21 protein-coding genes are annotated in these 24,071 nt (G+C 29.8%); 4 read left to right on the top strand and 17 right to left on the bottom strand.

Annotated elements, in window-relative coordinates:
- Nucleotides 1-12: 12 nt before the first annotated feature.
- The 9 genes from WY13_RS10025 to WY13_RS09985 form a co-directional block, all read right to left on the bottom strand.
- Entirely contained in the window at nucleotides 13-1,470 is a 1,458-nt protein-coding gene (locus WY13_RS10025; RefSeq protein ID WP_063555538.1) for a spore germination protein, read from the bottom strand.
- A 13-nt stretch (nucleotides 1,471-1,483) separates the two neighbouring features.
- Nucleotides 1,484-1,678, bottom strand: a complete 195-nt coding sequence (locus WY13_RS22190; RefSeq protein WP_063555537.1) for a CLC_0170 family protein — start codon at nucleotides 1,676-1,678, stop codon at nucleotides 1,484-1,486.
- 461 nt (nucleotides 1,679-2,139) lie between these two features.
- The gene (ispE, locus tag WY13_RS10015; protein WP_063555536.1) at nucleotides 2,140-2,982 is read right to left on the bottom strand and encodes a 4-(cytidine 5'-diphospho)-2-C-methyl-D-erythritol kinase; all 843 of its coding nucleotides are present in this window, start codon (nucleotides 2,980-2,982) and stop codon (nucleotides 2,140-2,142) included.
- Between the two features lie 105 nt (nucleotides 2,983-3,087).
- A complete protein-coding gene (gene cphA / locus WY13_RS10010) occupies nucleotides 3,088-5,712 on the bottom strand; it encodes a cyanophycin synthetase (RefSeq protein WP_063555535.1) in 2,625 nt (874 codons plus the stop codon).
- A gap of 279 nt (nucleotides 5,713-5,991) precedes the next feature.
- Nucleotides 5,992-6,798 carry a cyanophycinase gene (locus WY13_RS10005; protein ID WP_063555534.1) on the bottom strand — a complete coding sequence of 269 codons (807 nt, stop codon included), beginning with the start codon at nucleotides 6,796-6,798 and terminating at the stop codon, nucleotides 5,992-5,994.
- Nucleotides 6,799-7,255: 457 nt separating this feature from the next.
- The gene (locus tag WY13_RS10000; RefSeq protein WP_063555533.1) at nucleotides 7,256-8,809 is read right to left on the bottom strand and encodes a DUF3794 and LysM peptidoglycan-binding domain-containing protein; all 1,554 of its coding nucleotides are present in this window, start codon (nucleotides 8,807-8,809) and stop codon (nucleotides 7,256-7,258) included.
- Between the two features lie 394 nt (nucleotides 8,810-9,203).
- Nucleotides 9,204-9,440 (bottom strand): Veg family protein, encoded by a 237-nt coding sequence (locus WY13_RS09995; RefSeq protein WP_029170030.1) that lies wholly within the window; start codon nucleotides 9,438-9,440, stop codon nucleotides 9,204-9,206.
- A gap of 208 nt (nucleotides 9,441-9,648) precedes the next feature.
- Nucleotides 9,649-10,518: a sporulation peptidase YabG gene (yabG, locus tag WY13_RS09990; RefSeq protein WP_063555532.1), complete on the bottom strand. Its 870-nt coding sequence runs from the start codon at nucleotides 10,516-10,518 to the stop codon at nucleotides 9,649-9,651.
- A 132-nt stretch (nucleotides 10,519-10,650) separates the two neighbouring features.
- The gene (locus tag WY13_RS09985; protein ID WP_063555531.1) at nucleotides 10,651-11,652 is read right to left on the bottom strand and encodes a CotS family spore coat protein; all 1,002 of its coding nucleotides are present in this window, start codon (nucleotides 11,650-11,652) and stop codon (nucleotides 10,651-10,653) included.
- A 113-nt stretch (nucleotides 11,653-11,765) separates the two neighbouring features.
- Between WY13_RS09985 and WY13_RS09980 the strand changes: the two genes are divergently transcribed.
- Complete coding sequence (locus WY13_RS09980; protein WP_063555530.1) at nucleotides 11,766-12,890, top strand: glycosyltransferase family 4 protein; 1,125 nt, start codon at nucleotides 11,766-11,768, stop codon at nucleotides 12,888-12,890.
- Between the two features lie 109 nt (nucleotides 12,891-12,999).
- Here WY13_RS09980 and WY13_RS09975 read toward each other — a convergent pair whose 3' ends face one another.
- Genes WY13_RS09975 through WY13_RS09960 form a run of 4 tightly spaced genes read right to left on the bottom strand, consistent with a single transcriptional unit; the run spans nucleotide 13,000 to nucleotide 16,088 of the window.
- Nucleotides 13,000-14,022: a CotS family spore coat protein gene (locus WY13_RS09975; RefSeq protein WP_063555529.1), complete on the bottom strand. Its 1,023-nt coding sequence runs from the start codon at nucleotides 14,020-14,022 to the stop codon at nucleotides 13,000-13,002.
- A 20-nt stretch (nucleotides 14,023-14,042) separates the two neighbouring features.
- Entirely contained in the window at nucleotides 14,043-14,810 is a 768-nt protein-coding gene (locus WY13_RS09970; protein ID WP_063555528.1) for a hypothetical protein, read from the bottom strand.
- 37 nt (nucleotides 14,811-14,847) lie between these two features.
- Complete coding sequence (locus WY13_RS09965; protein WP_063555527.1) at nucleotides 14,848-15,057, bottom strand: hypothetical protein; 210 nt, start codon at nucleotides 15,055-15,057, stop codon at nucleotides 14,848-14,850.
- A 23-nt stretch (nucleotides 15,058-15,080) separates the two neighbouring features.
- The gene (locus tag WY13_RS09960) at nucleotides 15,081-16,088 is read right to left on the bottom strand and encodes a CotS family spore coat protein (protein ID WP_063555526.1); all 1,008 of its coding nucleotides are present in this window, start codon (nucleotides 16,086-16,088) and stop codon (nucleotides 15,081-15,083) included.
- A gap of 187 nt (nucleotides 16,089-16,275) precedes the next feature.
- Here WY13_RS09960 and WY13_RS09955 point away from each other — a divergent pair, with 187 nt between their 5' ends.
- Nucleotides 16,276-17,394 (top strand): glycosyltransferase family 4 protein, encoded by a 1,119-nt coding sequence (locus WY13_RS09955; protein ID WP_063555525.1) that lies wholly within the window; start codon nucleotides 16,276-16,278, stop codon nucleotides 17,392-17,394.
- Between the two features lie 148 nt (nucleotides 17,395-17,542).
- On the opposite strand, the gene WY13_RS09950 is transcribed toward WY13_RS09955, so the two are convergent.
- The 3 genes from WY13_RS09950 to larC form a co-directional block, all read right to left on the bottom strand.
- Nucleotides 17,543-18,808, bottom strand: a complete 1,266-nt coding sequence (locus WY13_RS09950; protein WP_063555524.1) for an ABC transporter substrate-binding protein — start codon at nucleotides 18,806-18,808, stop codon at nucleotides 17,543-17,545.
- 139 nt (nucleotides 18,809-18,947) lie between these two features.
- A complete protein-coding gene (locus WY13_RS09945) occupies nucleotides 18,948-20,330 on the bottom strand; it encodes a radical SAM protein (protein WP_063555523.1) in 1,383 nt (460 codons plus the stop codon).
- A 314-nt stretch (nucleotides 20,331-20,644) separates the two neighbouring features.
- A complete protein-coding gene (gene larC, locus WY13_RS09940; protein ID WP_063555522.1) occupies nucleotides 20,645-21,922 on the bottom strand; it encodes a nickel pincer cofactor biosynthesis protein LarC in 1,278 nt (425 codons plus the stop codon).
- Between the two features lie 111 nt (nucleotides 21,923-22,033).
- On the opposite strand from larC, the gene WY13_RS09935 reads away from it, so the two are divergent.
- On the top strand, nucleotides 22,034-22,648 hold the full coding sequence (locus tag WY13_RS09935) for a DNA-3-methyladenine glycosylase (RefSeq protein WP_063555521.1): 615 nt from the start codon (nucleotides 22,034-22,036) through the stop codon (nucleotides 22,646-22,648).
- Between the two features lie 21 nt (nucleotides 22,649-22,669).
- Nucleotides 22,670-22,921 carry a GIY-YIG nuclease family protein gene (locus WY13_RS09930; RefSeq protein WP_063555520.1) on the top strand — a complete coding sequence of 84 codons (252 nt, stop codon included), beginning with the start codon at nucleotides 22,670-22,672 and terminating at the stop codon, nucleotides 22,919-22,921.
- 73 nt (nucleotides 22,922-22,994) lie between these two features.
- On the opposite strand, the gene WY13_RS09925 is transcribed toward WY13_RS09930, so the two are convergent.
- Entirely contained in the window at nucleotides 22,995-24,062 is a 1,068-nt protein-coding gene (locus WY13_RS09925; RefSeq protein ID WP_063555519.1) for a mannose-1-phosphate guanylyltransferase, read from the bottom strand.
- Nucleotides 24,063-24,071 lie beyond the last annotated feature (9 nt).

The following is a 24,071-nucleotide window of genomic DNA, read 5'->3' as shown; positions in this document are numbered from 1 at the left end:
CCAAGCCTATATTTATCTTTGTCTTATTTTATCTTGAGTTTTCATATAACGTGGTCTTCTTTTAAAAAAACTAAAAGGCAGTCTCAGGTACATATCCTTAAAGTCATTAATGTTTTCATTTACCATTGGAGACAGATAAGGTACTCCAAAACTCTTCAGTTTAACTAAATGTATCAACGTTAATATAAGTCCAATCATAATTCCATAAAGTCCAGCAATTGCAGATGCAATTATGAGTAAAAATCTAATAAGCCTAAATGCAGCTGTCATCTCATAATTAGGTGTAGTAAAACTCGTTATAGCTGTAATTGATACTATTATTATCATTATTGGGCTCACTATCCCAGCCTGAACTGCTGCCTGGCCTATAATAAGTCCTCCTACTATACCAGTAGTTGCCCCTATGGCCTTTGGCAGCCTAGCTATAGACTCTAAAAGCAGTGCCAAACTTGCCTCCATAATTATGGCCTCTACAAAAGCTGGAAAAGGTACTCCTTCTCTTGAAGCTGCAATAAAATATGCTAGTTTAGTAGGTATTATTCCTGTATGAAAAGAAGTAACAGCAACATAAAGAGCAGGCAGTATAAGTGAAAGAATAATGGATATAAACCTTATTATTCTAATGGTAGATCCATATATCCACCTTTCATAATAATCATCTGGTGACTGAAACAAATTGGGCATTGTAGTTGGAACTATAATTACAAAAGGTGAATTATCTACTATAATGGCAATTCTACCTTCATAAAGTGCAGCTGCCACTACATCCGGCCTCTCGGTACTTTGAATTTGTGGAAAAAGAGACCACTTATTGTCTTCAATAAACTGTTCAACATATCCGCTATCTAAAATTGCATCTATTTCAATCTTAGATAACCTTTCTTTAAGCTCATTTAAAGCATTTGTATTTACTATATCGCTTATGTACATTATTGCCAGATCAGTTTTAGATCTTACTCCAAATTCTTTTAACTCAATTTTAAATCTAGTATCTCGTATTCTCCTCCTTACAAGAGCTGTATTAAATCTTAAAGTTTCCGTAAATCCATCTCTTGATCCTCTTATTGCAGTTTCTCCAGAAGGCTCCGTTACTGATCTTGCAGGCCACAGCCTGGTAGATATTATATAAAAATTTTTTAATTCTTCAACGAACATTATAGTTTCCCCAGACAAAACCAAATCAATTCCTTTTTTTAAGTCATCTAAATCCTTCATATCAGATACACTCATCATTCTATCTTTTATGCTGTCTACATGTCTCACGTATTTAGATCTTGTCATCAATCCCCTAAGTAAATCATTTAAAAGCATCTTATCCGCCATTCCGTCTATATATACTATTGCACATTTCACAGATCCTATATAAAATTTTCTGAAAATTATATCCGCATCATCTTTAAATAAGTCCTTTAAATATTTTATATTCTCGTCTACACTAGGAGATATCTTACTTTTTACCTCTTCTTTCACTTTTATCACTTCCTTAAAAAGAATATATAGAAAAGGCGTATAGCACAACTGAAAAGACTATTAAAATTACGCCAATTATCTTAGATTTAAAAGCAGTTTTTATTAACCTATTTCTTTTAAACTTTTTTGAATCAATGAATGCCAAAATGATTCCTTCAATTACCATGAGTATAAAAAAGTACTTGTCAAACAGGTGAACTATTCTCACTTTTTTCCCTCTTCCCTTTTGTCAACTTTGTATGAAGTAATTTTAAGTTATTTTTCACCTAATAAAACTTATTTATTCATAAAATTGATTTTGCTAATTTATTTCAAATCCATATAAAAAATTCCTGTTTAGTTATAAGTTTTGTAACCAAACAGGAATTTTTACTAAGATATGAAATTTTCAAGAAAAAAATCTTAAAATTTATTTTCACCTAATATAAAAAGATTACGATGCAATTAATTCACAATGAACGATGCACAATTCACAATTAAGGATGATTTTCTTACGTTAAAACTTCAGAAAATCTAAAATATAGCACTATTGAATCAAAGCTTCAATAATCTTCAAATTTAAAATTTTTCGTAGCACAGCGGAGAAAAATCTACCGAAATTGTGCATTGTGAACTGTGAATTCATTTAGATCGCAATTTTTTAAACTGCAAAAGTTGAGTTCTTAACTTTTAAATGGTTCTTGTAATGAAGACTTCTTTATACCTAGTTTTCATATTATCATAACATTTCTGTGCTTTTAACATATCATCAAAAAAAGCAAAAATGCTTGGACCACTTCCACTCATAAGTGAACCCACTGCTCCAAAATTTATCAAATCAGCTTTTATTTTTCTAAGCATTGGATACTTTTTTAAAGTTACATTTTCCAAAACATTTTTCATGTTTTTACTCAGCATCTCCAATTTTGATTTATTAACCGCATCTATTAGAATTCCTGTATCAGGATGTTTTCTTATTTTACTTATGTCTAAAGCCTTATATACCTCTGCTGTACTCACTCCAAAAGGCGGTTTAATCAATATGAGTATATGGTTTCTAAACGGCATGAGTGGTGTAACCTTCTCGCCTATCCCCTCACACAGAGCTGTACCTCCTATTATACAATAAGGAACATCTGCCCCTATATTTAAACCTAATTCACTCAATTCTTTATCACTTACTTCAGGAGTATAAATATTTCTCATAATCTTTAGTATAGCTGCAGCATCCGAACTTCCACCAGCAAGTCCAGCCGATACAGGTATATTTTTATCTATGTTTATACTAATTCCATTCTTTATATTATATTTATCAATAAACAATTTTGCTGCTTTATAAACTAAATTTTTCTTATCGCAGGGAATATATCTATTATTAGAACATATCTGTATTCCAGTTTTAATCTCATCTATTTTTAAAACATCATATAGGTCTATATTCTGCATTATCATTTTCAAAAGATGATAACCATCTTTTCTTTTTCCCACTACGTCTAATGAGAGATTTATTTTAGCATAAGCTTTTACTAACATCTCAATCCTCCAAAGTAACTTAATAATATTATGGCATTTTAAGATAGTATAATACTATTTTAAAATTAAAGCTATACTTTTAAAATTTAAAAGTATAGCTTTTTCCTATATCATAGCTAGTGAATTTAAATTTAGTTTTTCTTTATTTAGCCTCTCATTTAACAGTTTTATTAGAGGATCTAATTCTTCAAAGAATATTATTATGAGATCTCCTTGTTTTGCAGTCTCTATTGCTTTTTCTAATGCTTCTTTTTCGTCTAAAATAGTTTCCACCTTGCTCATGTCAAAACCCGACTTCGTAACACCTGCTTTTAGTATACTTGCTATAGCTCCAACTTCTCTACCTCTTCTATCTTTATCTTCTTTAATGTATACATAATCGAAGTTCTTTCCCGCAATGCTTCCTATTTTTTCAACACTCTCATCTGTTCTGTCACCTGGTACCCCGATTATTCCAACTAATCTATTATATTTTAAATTTTTAGCACCTCTTATAACAGCTTTATAACCTTCTATATTGTGCCCATAATCTAAAACTACTTTTACTCCATTTAAATCATACATATTAAATCTACCTGGATTAAAAGAAAAATCTCCATAAAAAGTTTTAAAACCTTTCCTTATAATAGAATAGTCTATATTAAGTCCTACTGCAGCTGCACAAGCGGCCATAGCATTTTCTACGTTGTAAGTTAACTTTCCATCTAATGATATTCTTATATCTTCTACTTTAGCAATAGGTACTACCTTTTCCGTCTTTTCTACATACATAATATTATCCCTAATATATACTCCATATCCTCCGCTATTTACGTTCTTTCTCAAAACTGGATTATCCTTATTTTTCGAAAACATAATTATAGTACTTTTTATTCTATTAATTATACTTATGCTTACTGAGTCATCTGCATTTAAAACTACATACCCATCTTTTTTTACAGCCTCTCCTACAAGAGATTTCACATAAGCTAAATCCTTCATGGTATGTATTCCATCTATACCTAGGTGATCTTCCGTTATATTAGTTATAACTGCTACATCTGCCAGATCATAAGCAAGGCCCTTTTTTATTATTCCTCCCCTCGCTGTTTCTAATACTGCTGCCTCTACATCCCTATTTGCCAAAATAGTTTTAGCACTATAATATCCTGTAGTATCACCTTTACATATGCATTTATTATTTACATATATTCCACCTGTAGTAGTCATTCCAACATTATATCCAGATTTTCCTAAAATATGTGCTATAAGTCTTGTAGTCGTAGTTTTGCCATTAGTTCCTGTAACTGAAACTACAGGTATTGGCTTATATTTATCAAACATCATATCCACTATAGCACTTGCTACATTTCTGCTCTTACCTTGGCTAGGATAATGATGCATTCTAATTCCTGGTGCTGCATTAACTTCTAATATAGCACCCCCACTTTTGTCTATAGGTTTACCTATGTCTTCGCAGCATATGTCTATACCACACACATCAAGTCCTATAGCCTTTGCTGCTCTTTCACAAATATTTATATTATCTTGACATATTATATCAGTACAATCTACCGCTTTACCTCCTGTAGATAAATTGCCATTTTCCCTTATTATCAACTTTTTGCCTTCAGGTAATATACTATCTAACCTATAGCTGCGTTTACTTACACAAGACCTTAATTCTTCATCTATTTTTATTGTAGTCAAAGGCTTCTCATGTCCCTCTCCTCTCGCTGCATCTTTATTTACATTTTTTATTAATTCAACTACAGTGCTTACTCCATCTCCTACAACGTAAGGAGGTATTTTTTCCGAAACAGCTATTACCTTTCCATTTATCACACATATCCTAAAATCTTTCCCTGTTATATTTTTTTCTATCATTATATTGTCATATTTTTTTGATAATATATTATAAGCATTTATAGCTTCCTTTTCATTTTTTATATTTATAAATACACCTTTTCCTTGATTACCATAGCAGGGTTTTAAAACTATAGGATACCCTATCTCTTTAGCTTCTATAAACAATTCTAAAGGGCTTCTTACAATTCCACCTTCTGCTACAGGAAGACATTGATTTTTAAGTATCTCTTTAGTCAATATTTTGTCACAGGATATGTCTACAGCTACAGCTTTTGTATTATAGGATATGGTGGCTTCTATAATTTTACTATACTTTCCATACCCCAATTGAAATATACTGTTGTCTCCAATTCTAGTTACAGGTATTCCTCTCTTTTTAGCCTCCGATATTACAGCTAAAGTACTTGATCCTATTTCTTCTCGTCTTAATACTTTCTTTAGATCTTCTATAGCTTCATTAAAATTATAATCTTTTCCTTTTATAAGAGAATTTATTAAATTTACAGCTATCTTTCCTGCTGCTACCCCTGTATTTTTGTATAAATACTCATATATTATATAATATTTGTCACCACTTATTTCTCTAGCTTTTCCATAGCAAGCATCTACTCCCAAACTATTTTCAATGGAAAGTATAATATGTTCGCATACATGAGCTAAGTAAGTGCCCTCTTCTAATCTTTTTCTAAAACCATGCTCTTCATCAATTCCACACCTGTGTTCATTTAACTCAGGTATGATCTTTAACAATTTATAATTAAAGCCAGATATGTCTTTAGTAGGGATTTCACTGTACCCTTCTAAATCTACAGACATTTTTATGCATTTTTTATGAGCAAATATATTTCTTCCCTGAAAAATTCTAAAATTATCTATTCTCATCTTCGTATATATTGCCCGTTACGCAAGCATAGAACTTTTAAATTTATTTAAAGACTCTGCTTACTTCCCTATTCATAGTATCCGATTTTGCTTATTTGCTACTTTCGTTTGGTCCGATACTCCAAGGGCTTAAAATCCCGTTTAACTATAACGGTATCATCAGCAATTATCTTTATGTTATTACTGATTTAACGGTCTATTCGGACTCCTCCCTTTATATCTATTTGACCTTTTATTGGTTTTTATTATTTCATTAGGAATGACAAAAATCAAAATTTACTAGATATTGTAGGCTGATTTATTTAGTAAATTAAAATTATCTCCACATTTAAGAACATGCAATTTTACATCAAACATGGATAGCACTTCATCTGGATGTTGTTCTGAAACATTACTGTAAGTTATATTAGAACCATCTATTATATATACTGCTCCAGAACCAACTACTGTAAATTCCCCATTTTTCTTAACTATAATAGCTGTGTCCTCATCAATTCCTATGCCTAAACTTTGAGGATTTTCTGCTATTCCTACAAGCAATCTCCCTATCCTGCCTCTCTGTGCAAAATGTTGGTCTATGATAACCCCCTTTATAAATCCAAGTCCTGGGGCCATTTTTAGAGTACACTTTTTAGGTGACTCCTCATCAGGACCTGTTACTATCATAGTATCACTCATAACAGAAGCACCTGCAGAAGTTCCCACAAAAGTACATCCGTTTTTATATAGCTCTTGGATTTTAGAATACAGTGGTGTTCCTCCTATTAAACTGGTTATTCTAAGCTGGTCACCTCCAGTAAAAAATATCATAGAAGCATCTTCTATTACAGTTATATTGCTTATATTAAATGCATCCTTTCTATCTTTAATATTTAATATTCTTATATTCTTTATACCTAATTCTTCGAATATTTTCTGGTACTCGTATCCTAATTCCTCTGGAATTTCAGAAGCAATAGTTGCAATTACAAGTATATCTTTACTTTTTTCCAACATTCCAGAAACTTCTTTTAATATTTTTTTATCACCTTTTTTATCCTCTGCCCCTCCTATTATTATCAACTTTTCCTCTACTTTTTCTTTCAAACTTATACACCTTCTCCTGTGGATATTTTATATCTTTTCCATATTTTTAATTATTATGCGTAAGACAAAAAACTTCAGTACTTTACTACTGAAGCATGTATATTAAAACATTTATTTTTAGCCCAACTTTGACACATACGAAACTTTGACTTAATACAAAAATAATGCGAAGCAACTTTTTTTGAGAGGACAGAGGCCAATAAAGGAGGATTTTTCTCCGCTACACTACGAAAAATTTTTAATTTAAAAGAAACTCACATTTTTTATTTCTAAGAAGTACTTTTTGAGCAAATAATTATCTGAAAATCACAGATTTTAGAGCCTGTTTAAGCGATGTTTTACATTAGCAGAACAAGCTTAAAAATAAATTAGTTTTCTGACGTAAGGAGGAAAACTCACCTTCATTGTCCTCTGTCAATTATCAACTCGAAAAACTTTGCTTCGCAAAGTTTTTAAATTATATAACAGCTCTTCCTGGTATAATAAGCTTTTCTCCAGATTTTATAACATCGGGATCTTCTATGCTGTTTAGTTTAACTAAGTTTTCCACTGTAGTATAATACTTTTTAGCTATCTTCCACAGGGTGTCCCCTTGCTGGACTACATATATTGTTAGGCTGGATTTTTTATCCGGGAACTCTCCTTCTAGGGTATCTATATTTACTAAAAATTCCTTATGCGTAATATAGTTTACCCGAGCATAAACCTCTATAACTGCTTTTATCGCTATGGTGTCTACCTCTATTTCTCCCTCTATACTTTCCAAAGATACCTTTGCTATACACTGCATATCAATTTTACTTTCAGGTATATCCACACTGCAGCTAAAAGGTATTTCCTCATTAGATTTTTCTATTTGATTTTCTGAATTCTTATATAGTATCTTGGCATTTAAAACTCCTTCTACAATAACCTTATCTTCTACTATTTTCTTATCAGTTATGCAAACATCTCCATAACTCATAATTACTTCTGTAGGTTTAATTCCTTCATTTATTTCTATATTGGATTTAACCATACTTTGAGTAGTATTTTGTCCATGCATAACATTCAATTCGTAATCTTCTTTTTCCATTTGCATAAGGGAAGATGGAGAATATGCATCTTCTATTATATCCATGTCTTCTTTATACATAACCTTAGTATTGGATTTAACAAGTACTTCTATCTCAACTATTCTGTTTTCCCCTAAATCATCTTCTCGCATAGTATGTTCTACTTCATCAATGTTAAAATCAGTATGGCTTTCCATAGAAGGATTAACTCCCTGCATTGGAAGTTCCTTATTTACAAACACATCTTTTTCTATGCATACAATATCTCTTGTATCCTTTCCTCTATAGAGCATTCTAATAAGTACATAAGCTTCTACAGATATTTTATCTTCTAACACCTTTATATCTTTTTTATGAATATTTATATTATATTCTAGTACACTTCCAACCTGCGGTTTGTCCACAGATATCTGAATTTCAGTTTTAGCAACTAAATCTCCTGAAACTGTACCCACTATTTTATCTACAGTAGCAGGATTTTTTAACATCTGTATATCCTCAGATCCAGTTACATCTTTTATAACCTCAAATTCATATTTTTTATACACTTCTGCCTTTAATTTTATAATTCCCTCAATAACTATTTTTCTCTCATTTGCTATAGTACAATTCATATGTTCCACATAACAATCTGAATCACATAACATCATATGTTCTGTGCCGGGTACCTCCACATAATTGGAAAATGATCCTGTATAATTGACACTGTAAATGCCCATGTTTTCACTTTCTTCTGCTAAATAAAGCAAAGTATATTCTATTTTACCTTCTACAAATACTTTATCCTGCATCACTTCTTTATTAGTTATACTTGGCTTTGCATTAAGAATTAAAATTTCTTTAACATCTGGGTTTGTATCAGGTATTACATATTCTGCTTTTATAACAGTATCCGAAAAATTTTCGGCTAGCAACTGTTCACATTCTATATTTTCTTTAATAAAATCTATGCTCATATTTATTACCTCCTCCATAAAAACCTACTATTTATTTATATAAATTTGAGATAAAAAATATGCTACTATTGTAAAGATTTTTATGCTGTCTATTAATATTGACATTTAAAGAATTTTGACGTAATATTAAATTGGTTGTTAACCATATAACCTCTCATAAATTCTCAATACCCTTTTATACCATAGTTGAAAGATGGAATTAGCCATCTTTCTTCTTACCCTATAGAATTAAAAATAGTATATAGAATGATAATTATTTAAAATTATTATTCTATATACTATCCTTAATTCTACTAATTACCACTTAGAAAAGAGCAAAGGCAGTGGTTCCTGTAATTTGATTTGATTAATATTGCAAAAATAAATCGGTTATTTAATACCAATTTACGCCGTTTTATACTGGGAAAACTAACTGAACTGTCTTAGTTAAAACATCTGAATAGCTATATGTCACTTTCCTTTGGGTGTCACTTTCTAATCTAATCACAAATATACTAGGATAAGCTTTTTCTATCGTTCCCTTATTAACAAAAACTTTTCTCCTACCTCCATTTGCTTTTAGAGTTACCTTATCTCCCACATGATTTTCAATATTTTTTCTTATAGAAGCTAATACATTAGATCCTTCCATCATTCCAAACACCCTCTTTCAACATTTTATATTATACTCCCTATACGCTATTATGTCAATTAAACTTTTTAGTATATCAGTTAATAAATCGCTTTGTCAATATTAATTTTTTGTAAACAGGACCAGGATAGTTCTATTTATAGCATTTTACATTGCTATTTCTTTAAGTCACTCATATATACAATAATATTTACTATTTTTATGATTTTTATACATAGAGTGATTTTGGAAATCCTTCTCTATACTTTCCTCTTGTTTGTAATCCTCCAATGCCATTAGTTCTTGTTATAGTATTTTCTAATGCCTCTTGAATGGATACAACTTTTTCTATATTGGTATACGCTATTTTTTCGCACAAAAATACTGGGTCCAAACAATGAATAAGTACTCTACTAGGTGAGCTTGCAAAATTGGCTCCTGAATCTAAAATTTTCTCGTAGCAGGACTGGCATGCCCCTGCAAATATTACTAAATCATCATAGTTAGATTTGTAATTTCTGAGCTCAGATACTGTTTTTACAAAATACTTGGAATTTTTGTAGTTGTTTAAATCTGTATAGTCCTTAGTACCTTTAACTATAGCATCATGTCCTGTAATCACAACTATATCAGGCTTAATTTCCTTTGCTAACTCCACTACCTGACTAGGTTGATCTTTCTCCGGTATATTTTTTCCAACTACATCTAATAAAAGCTGCTTATATACTTTAAGACATACATCTAAATATTCCGAATCTCCATCTATATGAAGTATCTTTCCTGGTCTTCCAAAAGTCAATTCTTTACCTGATTTATGGGATAAAAATTTTGTTATATTATATTCTTGCCTGAATCCTCCCCTGCTTGCTAAAATATCTTTAATAGATCTATTAACTTGTCTACTAAATATCTTTTCACTTTCTGTAAGAGAATCTTCAGATACAGGTTCTAAATCATCTTCAGCTGAATCTGCAATTATTCTCAAATTTATTCCCTTTAGAATATATAGTTTTCCTTCTGCTTCTTCCCTCACATCTATTATTTTAAAAGTTATATCTCTATCGTAAGATTTCCTTACCACTACATCTCCTATTTCCATATTTTCATACATCCCCATATAAAAAGTCATGGTATATATTATGAATACAATGCCTTTTAAGTGCAAAAAATAAGGACTATACCGGATTTAATTTAAAATTCCAGGTATAGCTCCTAACCTTCTTTGATAATTTTACTTCTGGTTATATATTTTTTTAAATTTCTCAATAAAATCAATATATTTACCCTGCTCAGAAATTAATTCCTGAAGTTTATTATTATACGTATTTAAAGGCCAATTGACTTCGTTATAGTAGTATCTATTAGCCAATCTCCAAAATCGTTGAGGAAATAGCAAAAAAGCAAATATTACCCTGTATTCTTCTTCTTTAATAGGGCTAACTTCATTATATGAATTAATTATAAGCTCTGCATTAGCTACATCCCAATTAGATCTTTTTAGAACCTTACCCATAAAAGATGAAATATCATAAGCTCTAACTTCCCTTTTACAATAGTCGAAGTCTATTACATTTACTTTATTATTATTGTCAATTACTATATTGTGATAGGTAAAATCGTGATGACAAAAACTTTCTTCATTTTCTGTAATATTACATAACTCATCATATCTAGAATCATTCAATACCTCTATGGCCTTTCTTCCAAAATCTTTATAAAACTGAACTTCCTTAGTATAATTTAAGTCAAAATCTCCCTTGTTGCTTTTTTTTCTACCCATATCTCTCATTTTATCAAGAGCTTTAACTCTTTTTTCCATAAGGTGATGCCACCTACCAAGATCTGTCTTCAACTTGCTGTTTTCCGGCGGCTCATATCCTTTGGAAGCCGCATGTAAATTTGCCAGGCACTTAGAGGCATTTATGACATCATCTCTATTTTTAAAATCACATTCCCTGCCGCTAATCCATTCGGAAAGAGTATATATATCTTCATTTACAAGTGCATATGGATTTCCATCTACATTATTGCAATACTTATCTACATATGGGAACCCATTTTTTATAAGATGTTCCTTTGCTCCATAAACAAACAGAAGTTTTTGAGTCCCATAGTTTACCTTTTTTAAGCACTTCATTCCTTGGTCTGTTTTTAGAAGATATACTCCTTTGCTTGGTTTTATATTTTCAATTTTTACATCAAATTGTCTTTCTATTTCAAATTCTCGCATCATGTTAATCACCCCTATATATTTATATGAGGTCCTAAATTAATTTAGAAGAATATTAACATTTTCAGCTTTATTTTAATATAATGAAATATACTAATTTAGAGAGGAATAACTTTATGAAAATAGGCATTGATGGACGTGCCGCAAAATGGTATAGAGGTACTGGTATCGGTACTTATACTTACCAACTACTAAATTGTTTAAATAACATTGATAGTATAAATAATTATTTACTTTTCATGCCGGAGGGATTTAAAGACAATATAAATTTTAAAAAAAATTTTAGACTAGACACGCTCCCTCAAGACAATAATCACAACTTTTGGCAAGAAGTCAATGTACCGAATACAATAAAAGATACTAATATACAATTGTATCATGTTCCTCAAAATGGAGTTGGACTTCCCATTCATAAAAATTGTAAATTTGTGATAACACTTCACGATGTAATTCCCTATAGAATGCCTTCAACCGTAAGTGATAGATATCTCAAGGTTTTTTCAGATTATATACCTAAAGCAATCCCCCAATGTGATGGGATTATTACGGTTTCAAATTTTTCTAAAAAAGACATCATGAAGGCCTTTGATTTTCCAGAGGACAAAATATATGTTACCCCTCTAGCCAGTGAAGAGATATATAAACCTCTTGATAAAAGAATAAGCAAATATGTTGCTAAAAGATATTACTCTATAAGAGGAGATTATATACTATACGTAGGTGGATTTAGTCCAAGGAAAAATATACTTGGGCTTATAGAAAGCTTCAGTAAATTAGTGTCTTCATATAAAAGTCCCTTAAACTTGGTTATCGCCGGTAACAAAGGAATATCCTACAGCATATATAAAAATCGTGCTGAAGAATTAAATGTATCGGACAAAGTTATATTCCCAGGTTTTATATCTATGGATCATCTTCCATATATATACAATGGGGCTGAATTATTTGTATATCCTTCTTTTTACGAAGGATTTGGTCTTCCTCCAATAGAGGCTATGGCCTGTGGAATACCTGTAATAGTATCAAATACAACTTCCCTTCCTGAAGTAGTTGAAAATGGTGCTCTTCTCGTAGACCCTACAGACCAAACTAATTTATATGAATCCATGTTAACCGTGCTTTCAGATAATGACCTTAGAAATAAATTAATATCCTCAGGTATAAAAAGAGCTTCTGAACTAAGTTGGGGGAAAACTACCCAAAATACCTTGGATGCATATAACAGAATTCTAAGAAAATAACCAATTCAAAATTGTAAGAAACCGCATATATCTTTGAAATACGTAGATTCTAAGGATATATGCGGTTTCTTACATACTTTATTTATTTTTTTCTAAATATATTATTCACCTAATGTAGGATTTTATCTCTAAATTCCTGTAAAAATTCTTTTCTATCTTCTTTATATCTAGTTTTTCTCTTCAATCTATCTAAAAATACTTCTTCTTCCCACTCCTTACGCTTACTATAATAATCTCTTGCTATAGTGTAAAAATCATTCGGGAAATCTAGCATAGCATATAATACTTCAAGCTCCCTACGACTTAAAGTATTTTTATTGCAATAACTATTTATTATAGAATTAGTTTTATCTATATCAAAGGCAAAATTTTTAATAACTTTGTTTATAAAGTTACAAAGATCATGAATTTTAAGGTCTATGATAGCATAATCAAAATCTATAAAATACGCTTGATTTTCATTTATTAATATATTATGGTACGCTAAATCATGATGGCATACTACTACTTTATCCTCTTCACTACACAATTTATAATAATAAGATTGTTGAAGTAATATTATGCTCTTTTCTATTTCCTCTATATAGTAATTCCAATTTTTTATAAATATTTCGTCAAACTCTGTCTTTTTCTCATGAATATTTGCTATATTTCTAAAAAAATCCATTTCTTGAATTCTTCTCTTAAAAGTATCAATCAATTTTCCATTATTCCTCTTGTTATATATACCTGTTTTAAATCCTTCAGAAGCAAGATGAAATTCGCCTAAGCCTTCTGCTGCAATTTTCAGCTCTATAGGATTGCTAAAGTTACATTCTGTTCCATTTACTGTATCCATTATACAGTACATATCTCCATCCCAAATAGTATATATTTCTCCTGCTTTATTCTTCACAAAATTTATTATTCTAGGAAATTTTGTTCTCACATAATTTAAAACATTATATATAAACTTCAGCTCATCTAAAGTATAATCTACTTTTTTTAAAATTTTTTCTCCTTTGTCTGTAGAAATCATATATACACTTCTAACCGGTACAACATCATATACTTTTAAATCAAATCTATCAAAAAGCTTTGTACACAAATCATACTTGGTTAAATATTTTTTTTCACCATATCTGTCTACCAATTCTGCCTCCCCCTTACCATCTAAAATTTAATTAGACTCTCTCCATCTTCACTCATGGCTTTATTTAGTTTAAGTACATATTCTTCTTCTGTCCAATTTTTTGTACCATATATATATTTGCTGCAGCATTTCATAACCTCATTAGGATAAGAAATCATTGACAAAATAAACTGCACACTACTACTTTTTAAATGTTCGTACTTACAAAATTCCATTATAATTTCATAAAAATCTGCATTTATACCTTTCCTTTTTATTCTGTTTAAAAAATATACTGCATCCATCTCTACCATGTTATAACAGCATCCTTCTATATCTATAACCTCTATATTCCTTTTTTTTCTGAGATTGTTAAAATATGTGTTTGTGAGGCACATTTCCACCCTTTTCATGCTTCTAATTATTAAATCCGTATAACCGTTCTTATCCAGGTTATGCATACAGCTTTCTGCTCTTATTAAATACTTTTTTCCTATTTGATTTAGTTTTTCCTGAAATATAGTCTTGTTTTGTAACTTCCCTACTCTATCTAAATATTTTTTCAATTTCTTCGTATAAACCTTGTACTGTTCTACTTCTTTTCCTATATTGTTATATAGTCGTTTATTCATAATACCACTGTATTTTAAAGTTCTTCTATGAAATTCACTAATTATAAACAGTTGTTCTTTTATGTTATCTAAAGATATATTCTTGTACTTTATTGTATTATCAAATTCTTTTACTTTAAATATTTTTTTCGATTCTAAATAATTAACAAAGCATGATTCAACATCCTCAAAGTACACTTTCAAACCACCTCTTTGTTTTGCCTGTGAGACTGCCCTATCTATGCATTTTTTTCATTTCCTTTAACATCTTTTTCCTCTTTTTTTCTAATTTCATAACTTCCTTTTTTCTTTTGTTCATTTTTTCTAGCTGCTTTACAGTCTTCTTTAAACTATCCACTTTACTTTCATAATATCCTAAATCCTTATTTTCGAATTCATCTATATTTTTATTATAAAACTTCTTATGAGACTTCTTATGTGACATTAGATGTTCCTCCTTTTAAAATCTTAATTATATTTGCTCTTCTTAAACTCATCTATGAATCCCAGTCTTTCTCTTGTGTCACCTAAAATTCTCTTTAACTTTTTTATAAACGCCTCATCTCCCCAAGGCTGTTTTTCCCAATAATACTGTATTCCGAGCTGCCAATACCCTTGAGGAAACTCCATAAAAGCTGACATAATAGGTATATCCTCTGTTTTTACAACATTTATAGCATTATACGCATCAATTATAAAAGACGCATTATTCATATCCCATTTGCCGTTTTTCATCCTTCTTATAAGCAAACTAGCCAAATCATGAAGATGGGTATCTAATATACAGTAATCAAAATCTATAATATTTATTTCTCCTTCAGTATCTATTAAAATATTATGATTAGCATAATCATGATGACAAAACCCATTATTCAAGATTTCTTGTTTCATTTCATCTAAATACCTGGTTTTTTTTAAATCTTCTATAGATTTTTCTGCAATACTTAGTTCCTTTTCCATAGAATTCAGATACAATATGTCAAATTCTTCCTTATGATCTTTTTTTAATATTCTTTTTTTAAAATCTACTATTTCACTTTCTCTAGTTTTAAAAGTATCTATCCACTTAAACCATCCTATCCTAGGATTCATATTTTTTAGCACCTTAAAATTACAACTTTTTTTATGAAGTTCTGCTAACTTAGAAGTTGCAACTAAAACATCCAACGGATTTTCAAAATTACACTGTCTAGAGTCAACCCATTTACATAAATAGGCATGACCACTTTCTATTTCTATATAATCTTTTCCCTGCTTAGTTTTAATTATTTCAGGTATGCTTTTAAAGTTTTTATTTTGGAGATGCTTTATGGCAGAAATTATAAATAAGAAATGTCCAAAATCGTAATTTATTACCTTTAAGCAATACTTATTGTATTTTGTATTAACCTTATATATACTTTTAACTTTTTCTATAAATTCAATATGGAGATCATAAGCATCTTCAACATATTTTTTTACTTCTAATATATCCAAAAGCCTTTTCCTCCAAAAATTACTATATATGTAGTATATGAATAAAGATATCCGTGTGTGCTAAATTAAAATAGCCACTTAATTATTCATCTGCAATTTGTATTCACCTTTTTATATTAGTATTAATATTATATAATATAACATTTTAACTATTTTAGAATTACTAGACTGTGGAGGTATAAAATCAATGAAAATTGCCATTGACGGAAGAGGAATCAATTGGTATAAAGGTACCGGTATAGGCACTTATACAGCTAAAATCCTAAAATATATGCTTAAAAAGCATACAGAGAATTTTTATAATATATACTGGTCCGGGAGCAATTACGAAAAATTTTTATATGAAAATACTAAAATATTGATGAGCTCTAAAAAACACCATAGATTCTTTGAAGAATATTATTTTCCAGAAAATTTAAAAAAAGAAGCTGTAGATATATACCACATTCCCCAAAACGGTATTGGCATATCAAAAAATATAACCTGCAAAAAGGTAGTTACCATTCACGATTTAATACCATATATACTTCCTGAGACTGTAGGTAGAGGATATTTATCAAAATTTTTAAAAGAGCTTCCTAATATTGTTGAACTGGCAGATGGAATAATAACTGTATCCAATTGTTCAAAAAAAGATATTCTGAAATTCTTTCCTATAGATGAAAATAAAATATTCGTAACTCCTTTAGCTGCAGATAAAAAATATAAACCTTTAGAAAAAGATAAATGCCAATACAACATAAAAGATAAATATAACATAAAAAATTCTTTTATTCTCTATATAGGTGGTTTTAGCTCTAGAAAAAACGTATCTTCACTAATTACTGCCTTTTCTAAAATTCATAAAAACTTGGATAAGAATTATGATTTAGTTATTATAGGTTCCAGTAAAGATGAATTATATAAATTGAGAAACTTGAGTACAGATTTGAATATAGATAATAACATTAAGTTTACAGGATTTGTAGAAGAAAATATGCTTCCTATTTTTTATAATGCCTGTGATGTATTTATATATCCATCTTTATATGAAGGTTTTGGACTACCTCCTCTAGAAGCAATGAGCTGTGGTACCCCTGTAATAACCTCACGTATTTCATCTATTCCTGAAATAGTAGAAGATGGTGGTATACTTATAGATCCATTTGACTTAAAAAGCCTTATGTATTCCATGGAAGCATTACTTAATGATGAAAATATAAGAAATGAGCTGAGTATAAAAGCCTTAAAGCAATCTTCGAAATACTCTTGGGAAAAATCTTCTGAAAAAACTATTGAAGTTTATAAAAAAATTTTAGATATGTAAATATTTCCAAATATTCTAATAAAATAAAACCTTCTAACTACTGACGCTCCTAGTTAAAAGGTTTTATTTATGTTAAAAAATCCCTATGATTAATCCCCTATATTCATATTATACATCATTTTGTTAATTTTGTAAACGTTTCATATAATTATTTTAAAATTGTTTCCACACCTTCTATTATAGATTTATAATTTTCACTTTTAATGTTTGTTTGATTTAAAACTCCTTTTATTTTTTCTCTTATATCAGGAAAATTTTTTGTATAATTTATATTAAATGATCCTTGTTCTACACTTCCAAAAAGATTCCATATTGTACTATCAAAATACGTTATGTTTTTATTTAAATCTACAAAATTATAAGCATCTGTGCTAACTGGAAATCTGCCATACTTATTTAATAAATCCATTTGAAGCTTTCCATCTGTAAGTGCAAATTTTACAAACTCCTCTGATAAATTTGATTCAGAAGTATTTTCATTTATAACTAAATTAGTTCCACCTAAAGACACATCCCTATTACCTCCATCTTCAAAGGCAGGTAATTTCATTACACCCCACTTACCTTTAGACTGTGGAAACTTGTTCATTAAAGTTACAGCATAAGTAGGATCTGCAATAAAAGATACTATCTTGTTTAGCTGTGCCTTGTTTATAATTTCGTCTTTAGAAGAAAGTTCTTGTATAAGCCCTTCTCCATAAAGGATCTTTGATATTTCAATAACTCTAGCCCACTTTTGCGATTTAAAATCTGATTTCCCAGATTGGTTAAAATAAGATGTTCCCAATTGATTTGAGAGTAGTAGATAAATATCATTATTATCTTCTGAAGAATTTGCAATAAATATCTTTCCTGTATCTTTACTTATTTTTCTTCCTACTTCTATATAATCGCTCCAGCTTTTAATCGTATTTACATCTATTCCTTCTTTATCAAATATATCTTTTCTATATAGCAAGGCTTTAGGGTAAGTGTCCCAAGGTAAAGCATAAATTTTTCCTTTTATAGTATCGTTATAAATCTTATTGGTTAATAATTTATCTTTATATTCCTTTACCGAACCTGTCATCTCTAAAAATTTTTCTGAATTTTTAGTTATAATGTGCCTTATACTGCTATCATTTATTGTAGTTATGTCTGCTTCATACTGCGGTCCATTAAATATAGCTTCAACATTGTTATCTGTATCCTTTACTGTACTAACATTTATATTAACTTTCTTATGTAATTTTTCAAATGCCTCTGCTGCAAATTCAAATTGAGGTCCATGTTCTACATCCGTAACAATTTTAATATTTCCTTTAAGAACCCTTTCATTATTTTGGCTATTCTGTTTTTTACTACAAGAAACTACCATTAAACATAACGTTACTAACATTACTAAAATTAATGTTATTCTTATATATCTCTTCATAAATATTCTCCTATTGATTTCAATCTAATATGTATATTCTATAATAATACCAATTATCTTTCAACTTCAGTAATTAATCACAAATTTCTGATTAAAGTAAAATATCCAGAGAATAAATCTCTCTGGATATTTTAAAGGTTTAACCCTTAGACATTTTATAATTTCCTTCAGAATTAAAATCTTTTTCCCAAGCCTTTTCTGCATAAGGCTTGTATTCCTTTGATACTTTATCAAGTTGTTTTTGGAATTCTAGATCTTCAAGCATCATTCTTGCACCTTCATCTGTAGGCCTCGCACCTGTCTTTTTAGCAATTTCTCTAATTTCATTGGTATTGTCAATCATCATGCAAGGCAATAGCAAATTCTTATTATATGGTTGTCTATTTCTTAATTCCTTAAAAAAATCTGACTTAAATACATCTACCAGTTTTTTACCTTTTAAATTATCCGCTGCAAAATGAGCAAATATACAAGGTTCCACTTCTTCCTTAGAATTTATATGACAATAGTATTTTCCTGCAATACATCCACCAACATAAGGTGCATCATTAAAAAAGTCAATGGTAAAATACGGTTTTGTATTTCTTATCTCTCTTATTTTTTCTCCTAATCGTATTCTCTGCTCTGGAGTAAGCATTACATTTACATCAGGTTCTTTACCTACTGGCATAAATAAGAAATACCATCCCATTTTTGCTCCTTTTTCAATAAGCATGTCTATAAACTCACTTGACGTAACTGTATCTATGTTATATCTACTGGTTGCAGTGGATACTCCAAATAAAACTCCTCGTTCCTTCAAAAGATCCATTGCCTGCATAACTTTTTTAAATATACCTTTTCCTCTTCTTTTGTCCGTCTCTTCTTCAAATCCCTCCACAGAAAACATAGGAATTACATTTCCTAGCTGTTTTATCTTATCTGCCAATTTCTCATCAAAAAGAGTACCATTTGAAAATGGTGTAAACATACAATCATTATATTTCTTGTATATATCTAGCATATAATCATTTATAAAAGGTTCTCCCCCGAGAATTATAAAATAATAAATTCCAAGTTTTCTAGCTTCACCAATAATTCTATCTACTTCCTCTTTAGGAATATCATCCTCTTTACTATAACTTGAAGCATAACATCCTGTACACTTTAAATTGCATCTCATAGATGGACTCATCAATATTGTAAATGGTGTCTTTATACCTGTATCTTGAAAAAACTGCTCTCTTTTTGGCATTCCATACCAAACTGCATTTGAGAAAAAATTAGTGAAGAATTTATTCATACACTTTTTATTAGAATTTTTAATAATGTCTATAACAAGTTTATGAATCGCTTGATTAGTTTCGTATAATTCCTGAACTCTTTCTACTCTAGCTAAATTCTCTTCGTCTTTTTTTACTGTTTTCTTAATCAAAGCAAACAGCTTATCAAGGCTTTCTTCTGGGTCTTTATTCAGCAATTCTACACCGGCTTTAGCTAATGCATTCTTAGTTGCCTTTTCCAATATTCCAGTTACCTTCATCTGCCATTCCTCCTGATAAATAATAATATAAAAAATAAGTCTTTAAAAAATAGCCATCTCCTCCTCATTTATGCGAAAATACACAATAATACGAAAAAATGAATTTCTATTAAACAATATGAATTATTTAAGTCGCATACCATAATTATACCTTTTAGCAGTTATTTGTCAATAAAATAACATTAGATGCATTTATTAGCATAACAACATTTAATAAAATTAATATAATCTAAAATAATATTATATTAATTTTATATGCAAATATTCAATAATTCCTGCTTAATATTGTACAATTCATTTTATCCTGAACTTTTTCATTTAAATGTTTTAGATATAACCTCCCTATATATTTCATCTATACTTATTTTATTTTTTAAAGCAAGTTTCTTACAATCCTCATATTCAATTTTGCTTTTTATTTTTTTGCCTTTATAATAAGCATTTTTTACATTTACTTGACCATACTTTGTAACTACCTTTGTAAAATCTCTATATAACATATTCCTTTCTATTTTATATTTTCTAAATCCCAAAGTAGTAGTTTCTGTTAAAATAACGTCTCTAATCTCTTCTTCTGCTTCATCCTTATAAAGCACACTCAATTTTACTGCCGGCCTTCCCTTCTTCATTATTATGGGAGTCAAGTACGCATCTAAAGCTCCTATTTGTAACAATTTATCTATTATATATTGATATTTTTCAGGATTCATATCATCTATGTTGCATTCTATAACCTGCGCTTCTTCTCTAATACATCCTAATTCATCTTTAAAGCTAGATTTATCCATGTTTCTTCTATCTAATATATATTCAGTTTTCTCATCTTTATTCCAATAACAATCCTTATGGCTATTCTTTTCATAAGATATAGGTTCTCCTATAAAAACTCTCAAAACATTTGGAATATCATCGTTATCCTTAGTCCCTATTCCATATCCTATTTTTGTTACTTTAAAATCCTTATCCGAAGTAAAATTTGAGCACATATAAGATAAAATAGCTGCACCTGTTGGTGTAGTGGCTTCAAAATTTACTTTAGATTCTATAGGAACATTTTTTAATATCTCTGCTGTAGCAGGTGCTGGCACAGGTAATATACCATGAGCACATTTTACAAACCCACTACCAACTTCCACCTTGGAAGCTTCCACTTTATCCACATTCAAATAATCAAAACATATAGCAGCTCCGACAATGTCTACTATAGAATCCACTGCCCCAACTTCATGAAAGTGAACTTCATTTATAGGTTTACTGTGCACCTTTGCTTCAGCTTGCGCTACTTCTTTAAAAATTCCCTTACTTATTTCCTTAACTTTAGAACTTAAACTGCTTGAACTTATCATGTTTTCTATATATTCTAAATTTCTATGATGATGTTCACACACAGAATTATTTTTCAAAATTACATCTACTTTAGTTCCTGATATACCATTTTTTACATCCTTTTTAATATTAATCTCATAACCATCCACATTAAGCTTTGATAATTCAAAAGTTAAATAGTCCTTATCTACTCCAGCATCTATTAAAGCCCCTAAATTCATGTCCCCACTTATTCCAGAAAAGCAATCATAATAAAGTATTTTCATAATTTTAATCTCCCACTCCATAAAGATTTTCTAGTTTAAAATCCCTATAACATAATTATTAGTCTTATATGATATAATAATATCATATAAGACTAAGGGAGGCTGCATAATTTGTCTAAGAAATTAGATAGAGATTTTTACGGAAGAGATACTTTATCCGTAGCAAAAAATCTCTTAGGTAAAGTACTAGTTCATGAAATAAACGGTAAAAAATTGTCTGGAAAAATAGTAGAAACAGAAGCTTATAAAGGAATTATAGATAAAGCTGCTCATGCTTATGGAAACAGACGTACTAAACGAACAGAAGCACTGTATGGGCCCTGTGGTTTTTCCTATGTATTTATGATATATGGAATGTACTATTGCTTCAATGTAGTAACTGAAAGTGAAGGTATCCCTGAAGGAGTCCTTATAAGAGCCCTAGAACCTCTCACTTGTCTAGAAGATATGTCCTTGAACAGATATGAAAAAGAATACAACCTATTAAATAAACGTCAAATTAAGAATTTAACCAATGGCCCTGGGAAACTATGCAAGGCGCTTCTCATAGACAAAAGTCAGAATAGAAAAGATCTTTGTAAAGGTGATTTGTATATCGAAGGAAATGATATTGAGAATATCAGCATAAAAAAGTCTAAACGTATAGGTGTAGATTATGCAGAAGAAGCTGCAGATTACCACTGGCGATTTTATATAGAAGATAATAATTATGTGTCTGTAAAATAAGCTTATGAAAGAGATTAAAAAATGAATTATGTATATATATTAAAATGCAGTGATGGAACATTTTATACAGGTTACACTAACGATTTAGAAAAAAGAATATCAGTTCATAACAAGGGAAAAGGTGCAAAATATACTAGGGGAAGACTTCCTGTAAAATTGATTTACTTTGAGGAATATGACTCAAAAAATGAAGCTTTACATAGGGAATTTGCCATAAAGAAAATGACCCGTCAAAATAAATTGAATTTAATAAAAAACTGCCAGCAACTTTGATATTTGTACAAACTTACTGACATTATCTTTTAAATGCAAACTACCTTCATATCTTAAATCTATAGATTTTTTATTAAATGTATTTTTTTAAGTTACTTTTATTTTTTAAGACATCTACTAGATATTTTACCTCCTGATCTCTATTTTTGTCCATAATCAAAAGAACATCTTCAGAATCTATCACTATCAAATCCTTAACCCCAAATACTATTATAAGTTTATCACCTCCAAATACAGTACAACTTTCACTGGACTCTATTACAGTATTTCCCTTTACATTATTACCCTTTACATCCTTAAGAAACCTTCCTAACGCAGTAAAAGTACCTATGTCATCCCATAAAAATTCACATTTAATGACATAAGCTTTTCTTGTTTTTTGCATTATCCCAAAATCTACAGATATTCCATCTATACGTTTATATTGTTCCTGTATTACCTTTGCCTCCTGTTTAGTATCCAGGCTTTTATATATAAGAGCCATACTCTTATACATTTTAGGAAGGTACTTCTGCATTTCTCTTAAAAAAACATCCACCCTCCACACAAACATACCACTGTTCCATAAATAGGTTCCTTTTAATATTAAATCTTTTGCAACTTCTATATTAGGCTTTTCTAAAAATCTTTCTACTTTAAAAGCATTAACTCCTATATTTATTTTTTCGCCCATTTCAATATAGCCATATCCTGTTTCAGGTCTTATGGGTTTAACTCCAATGGTTACAAGTCCTTTTTTCTTTTCTGCAATTTCCACCGCTTTATTTATGGTATCTATAAATAATTTTTCACTTTCTATATAATGATCTGAAGGCAAAATTATCATGGTAGCTAAAGGATCCTTTTTTAACAATTTCACCGCCGAAAATCCTATACAGGTGGCTGTTTCTTTATTTTCTGGTTCTGCAAATATATTATTTCTACTTATATCCGGAAGTTCTGCTTGAACTCTGTCTATATATTCTTCATTGGTAACCACATATATATTATTTGTATTAACTAAAGGCTTGATCCTATCTACAGTATTTCTTAAAAAACTTTTATTATTTACAATTTTTAAAAATTGTTTTGGATTTTTAGCTCTAGACAATGGAAATAATCTTGTTCCTTTACCTCCTGCAAGAATTAGTGCATACAACAATAAATTCAC

The organism is Clostridium ljungdahlii (assembly GCF_001636845.1).
Classification (GTDB): domain Bacteria; phylum Bacillota; class Clostridia; order Clostridiales; family Clostridiaceae; genus Clostridium_B; species Clostridium_B ljungdahlii_A.
Note: the sequence above shows the minus strand (reverse complement) of the source record. Positions and strands in the feature narration are given on the sequence as shown.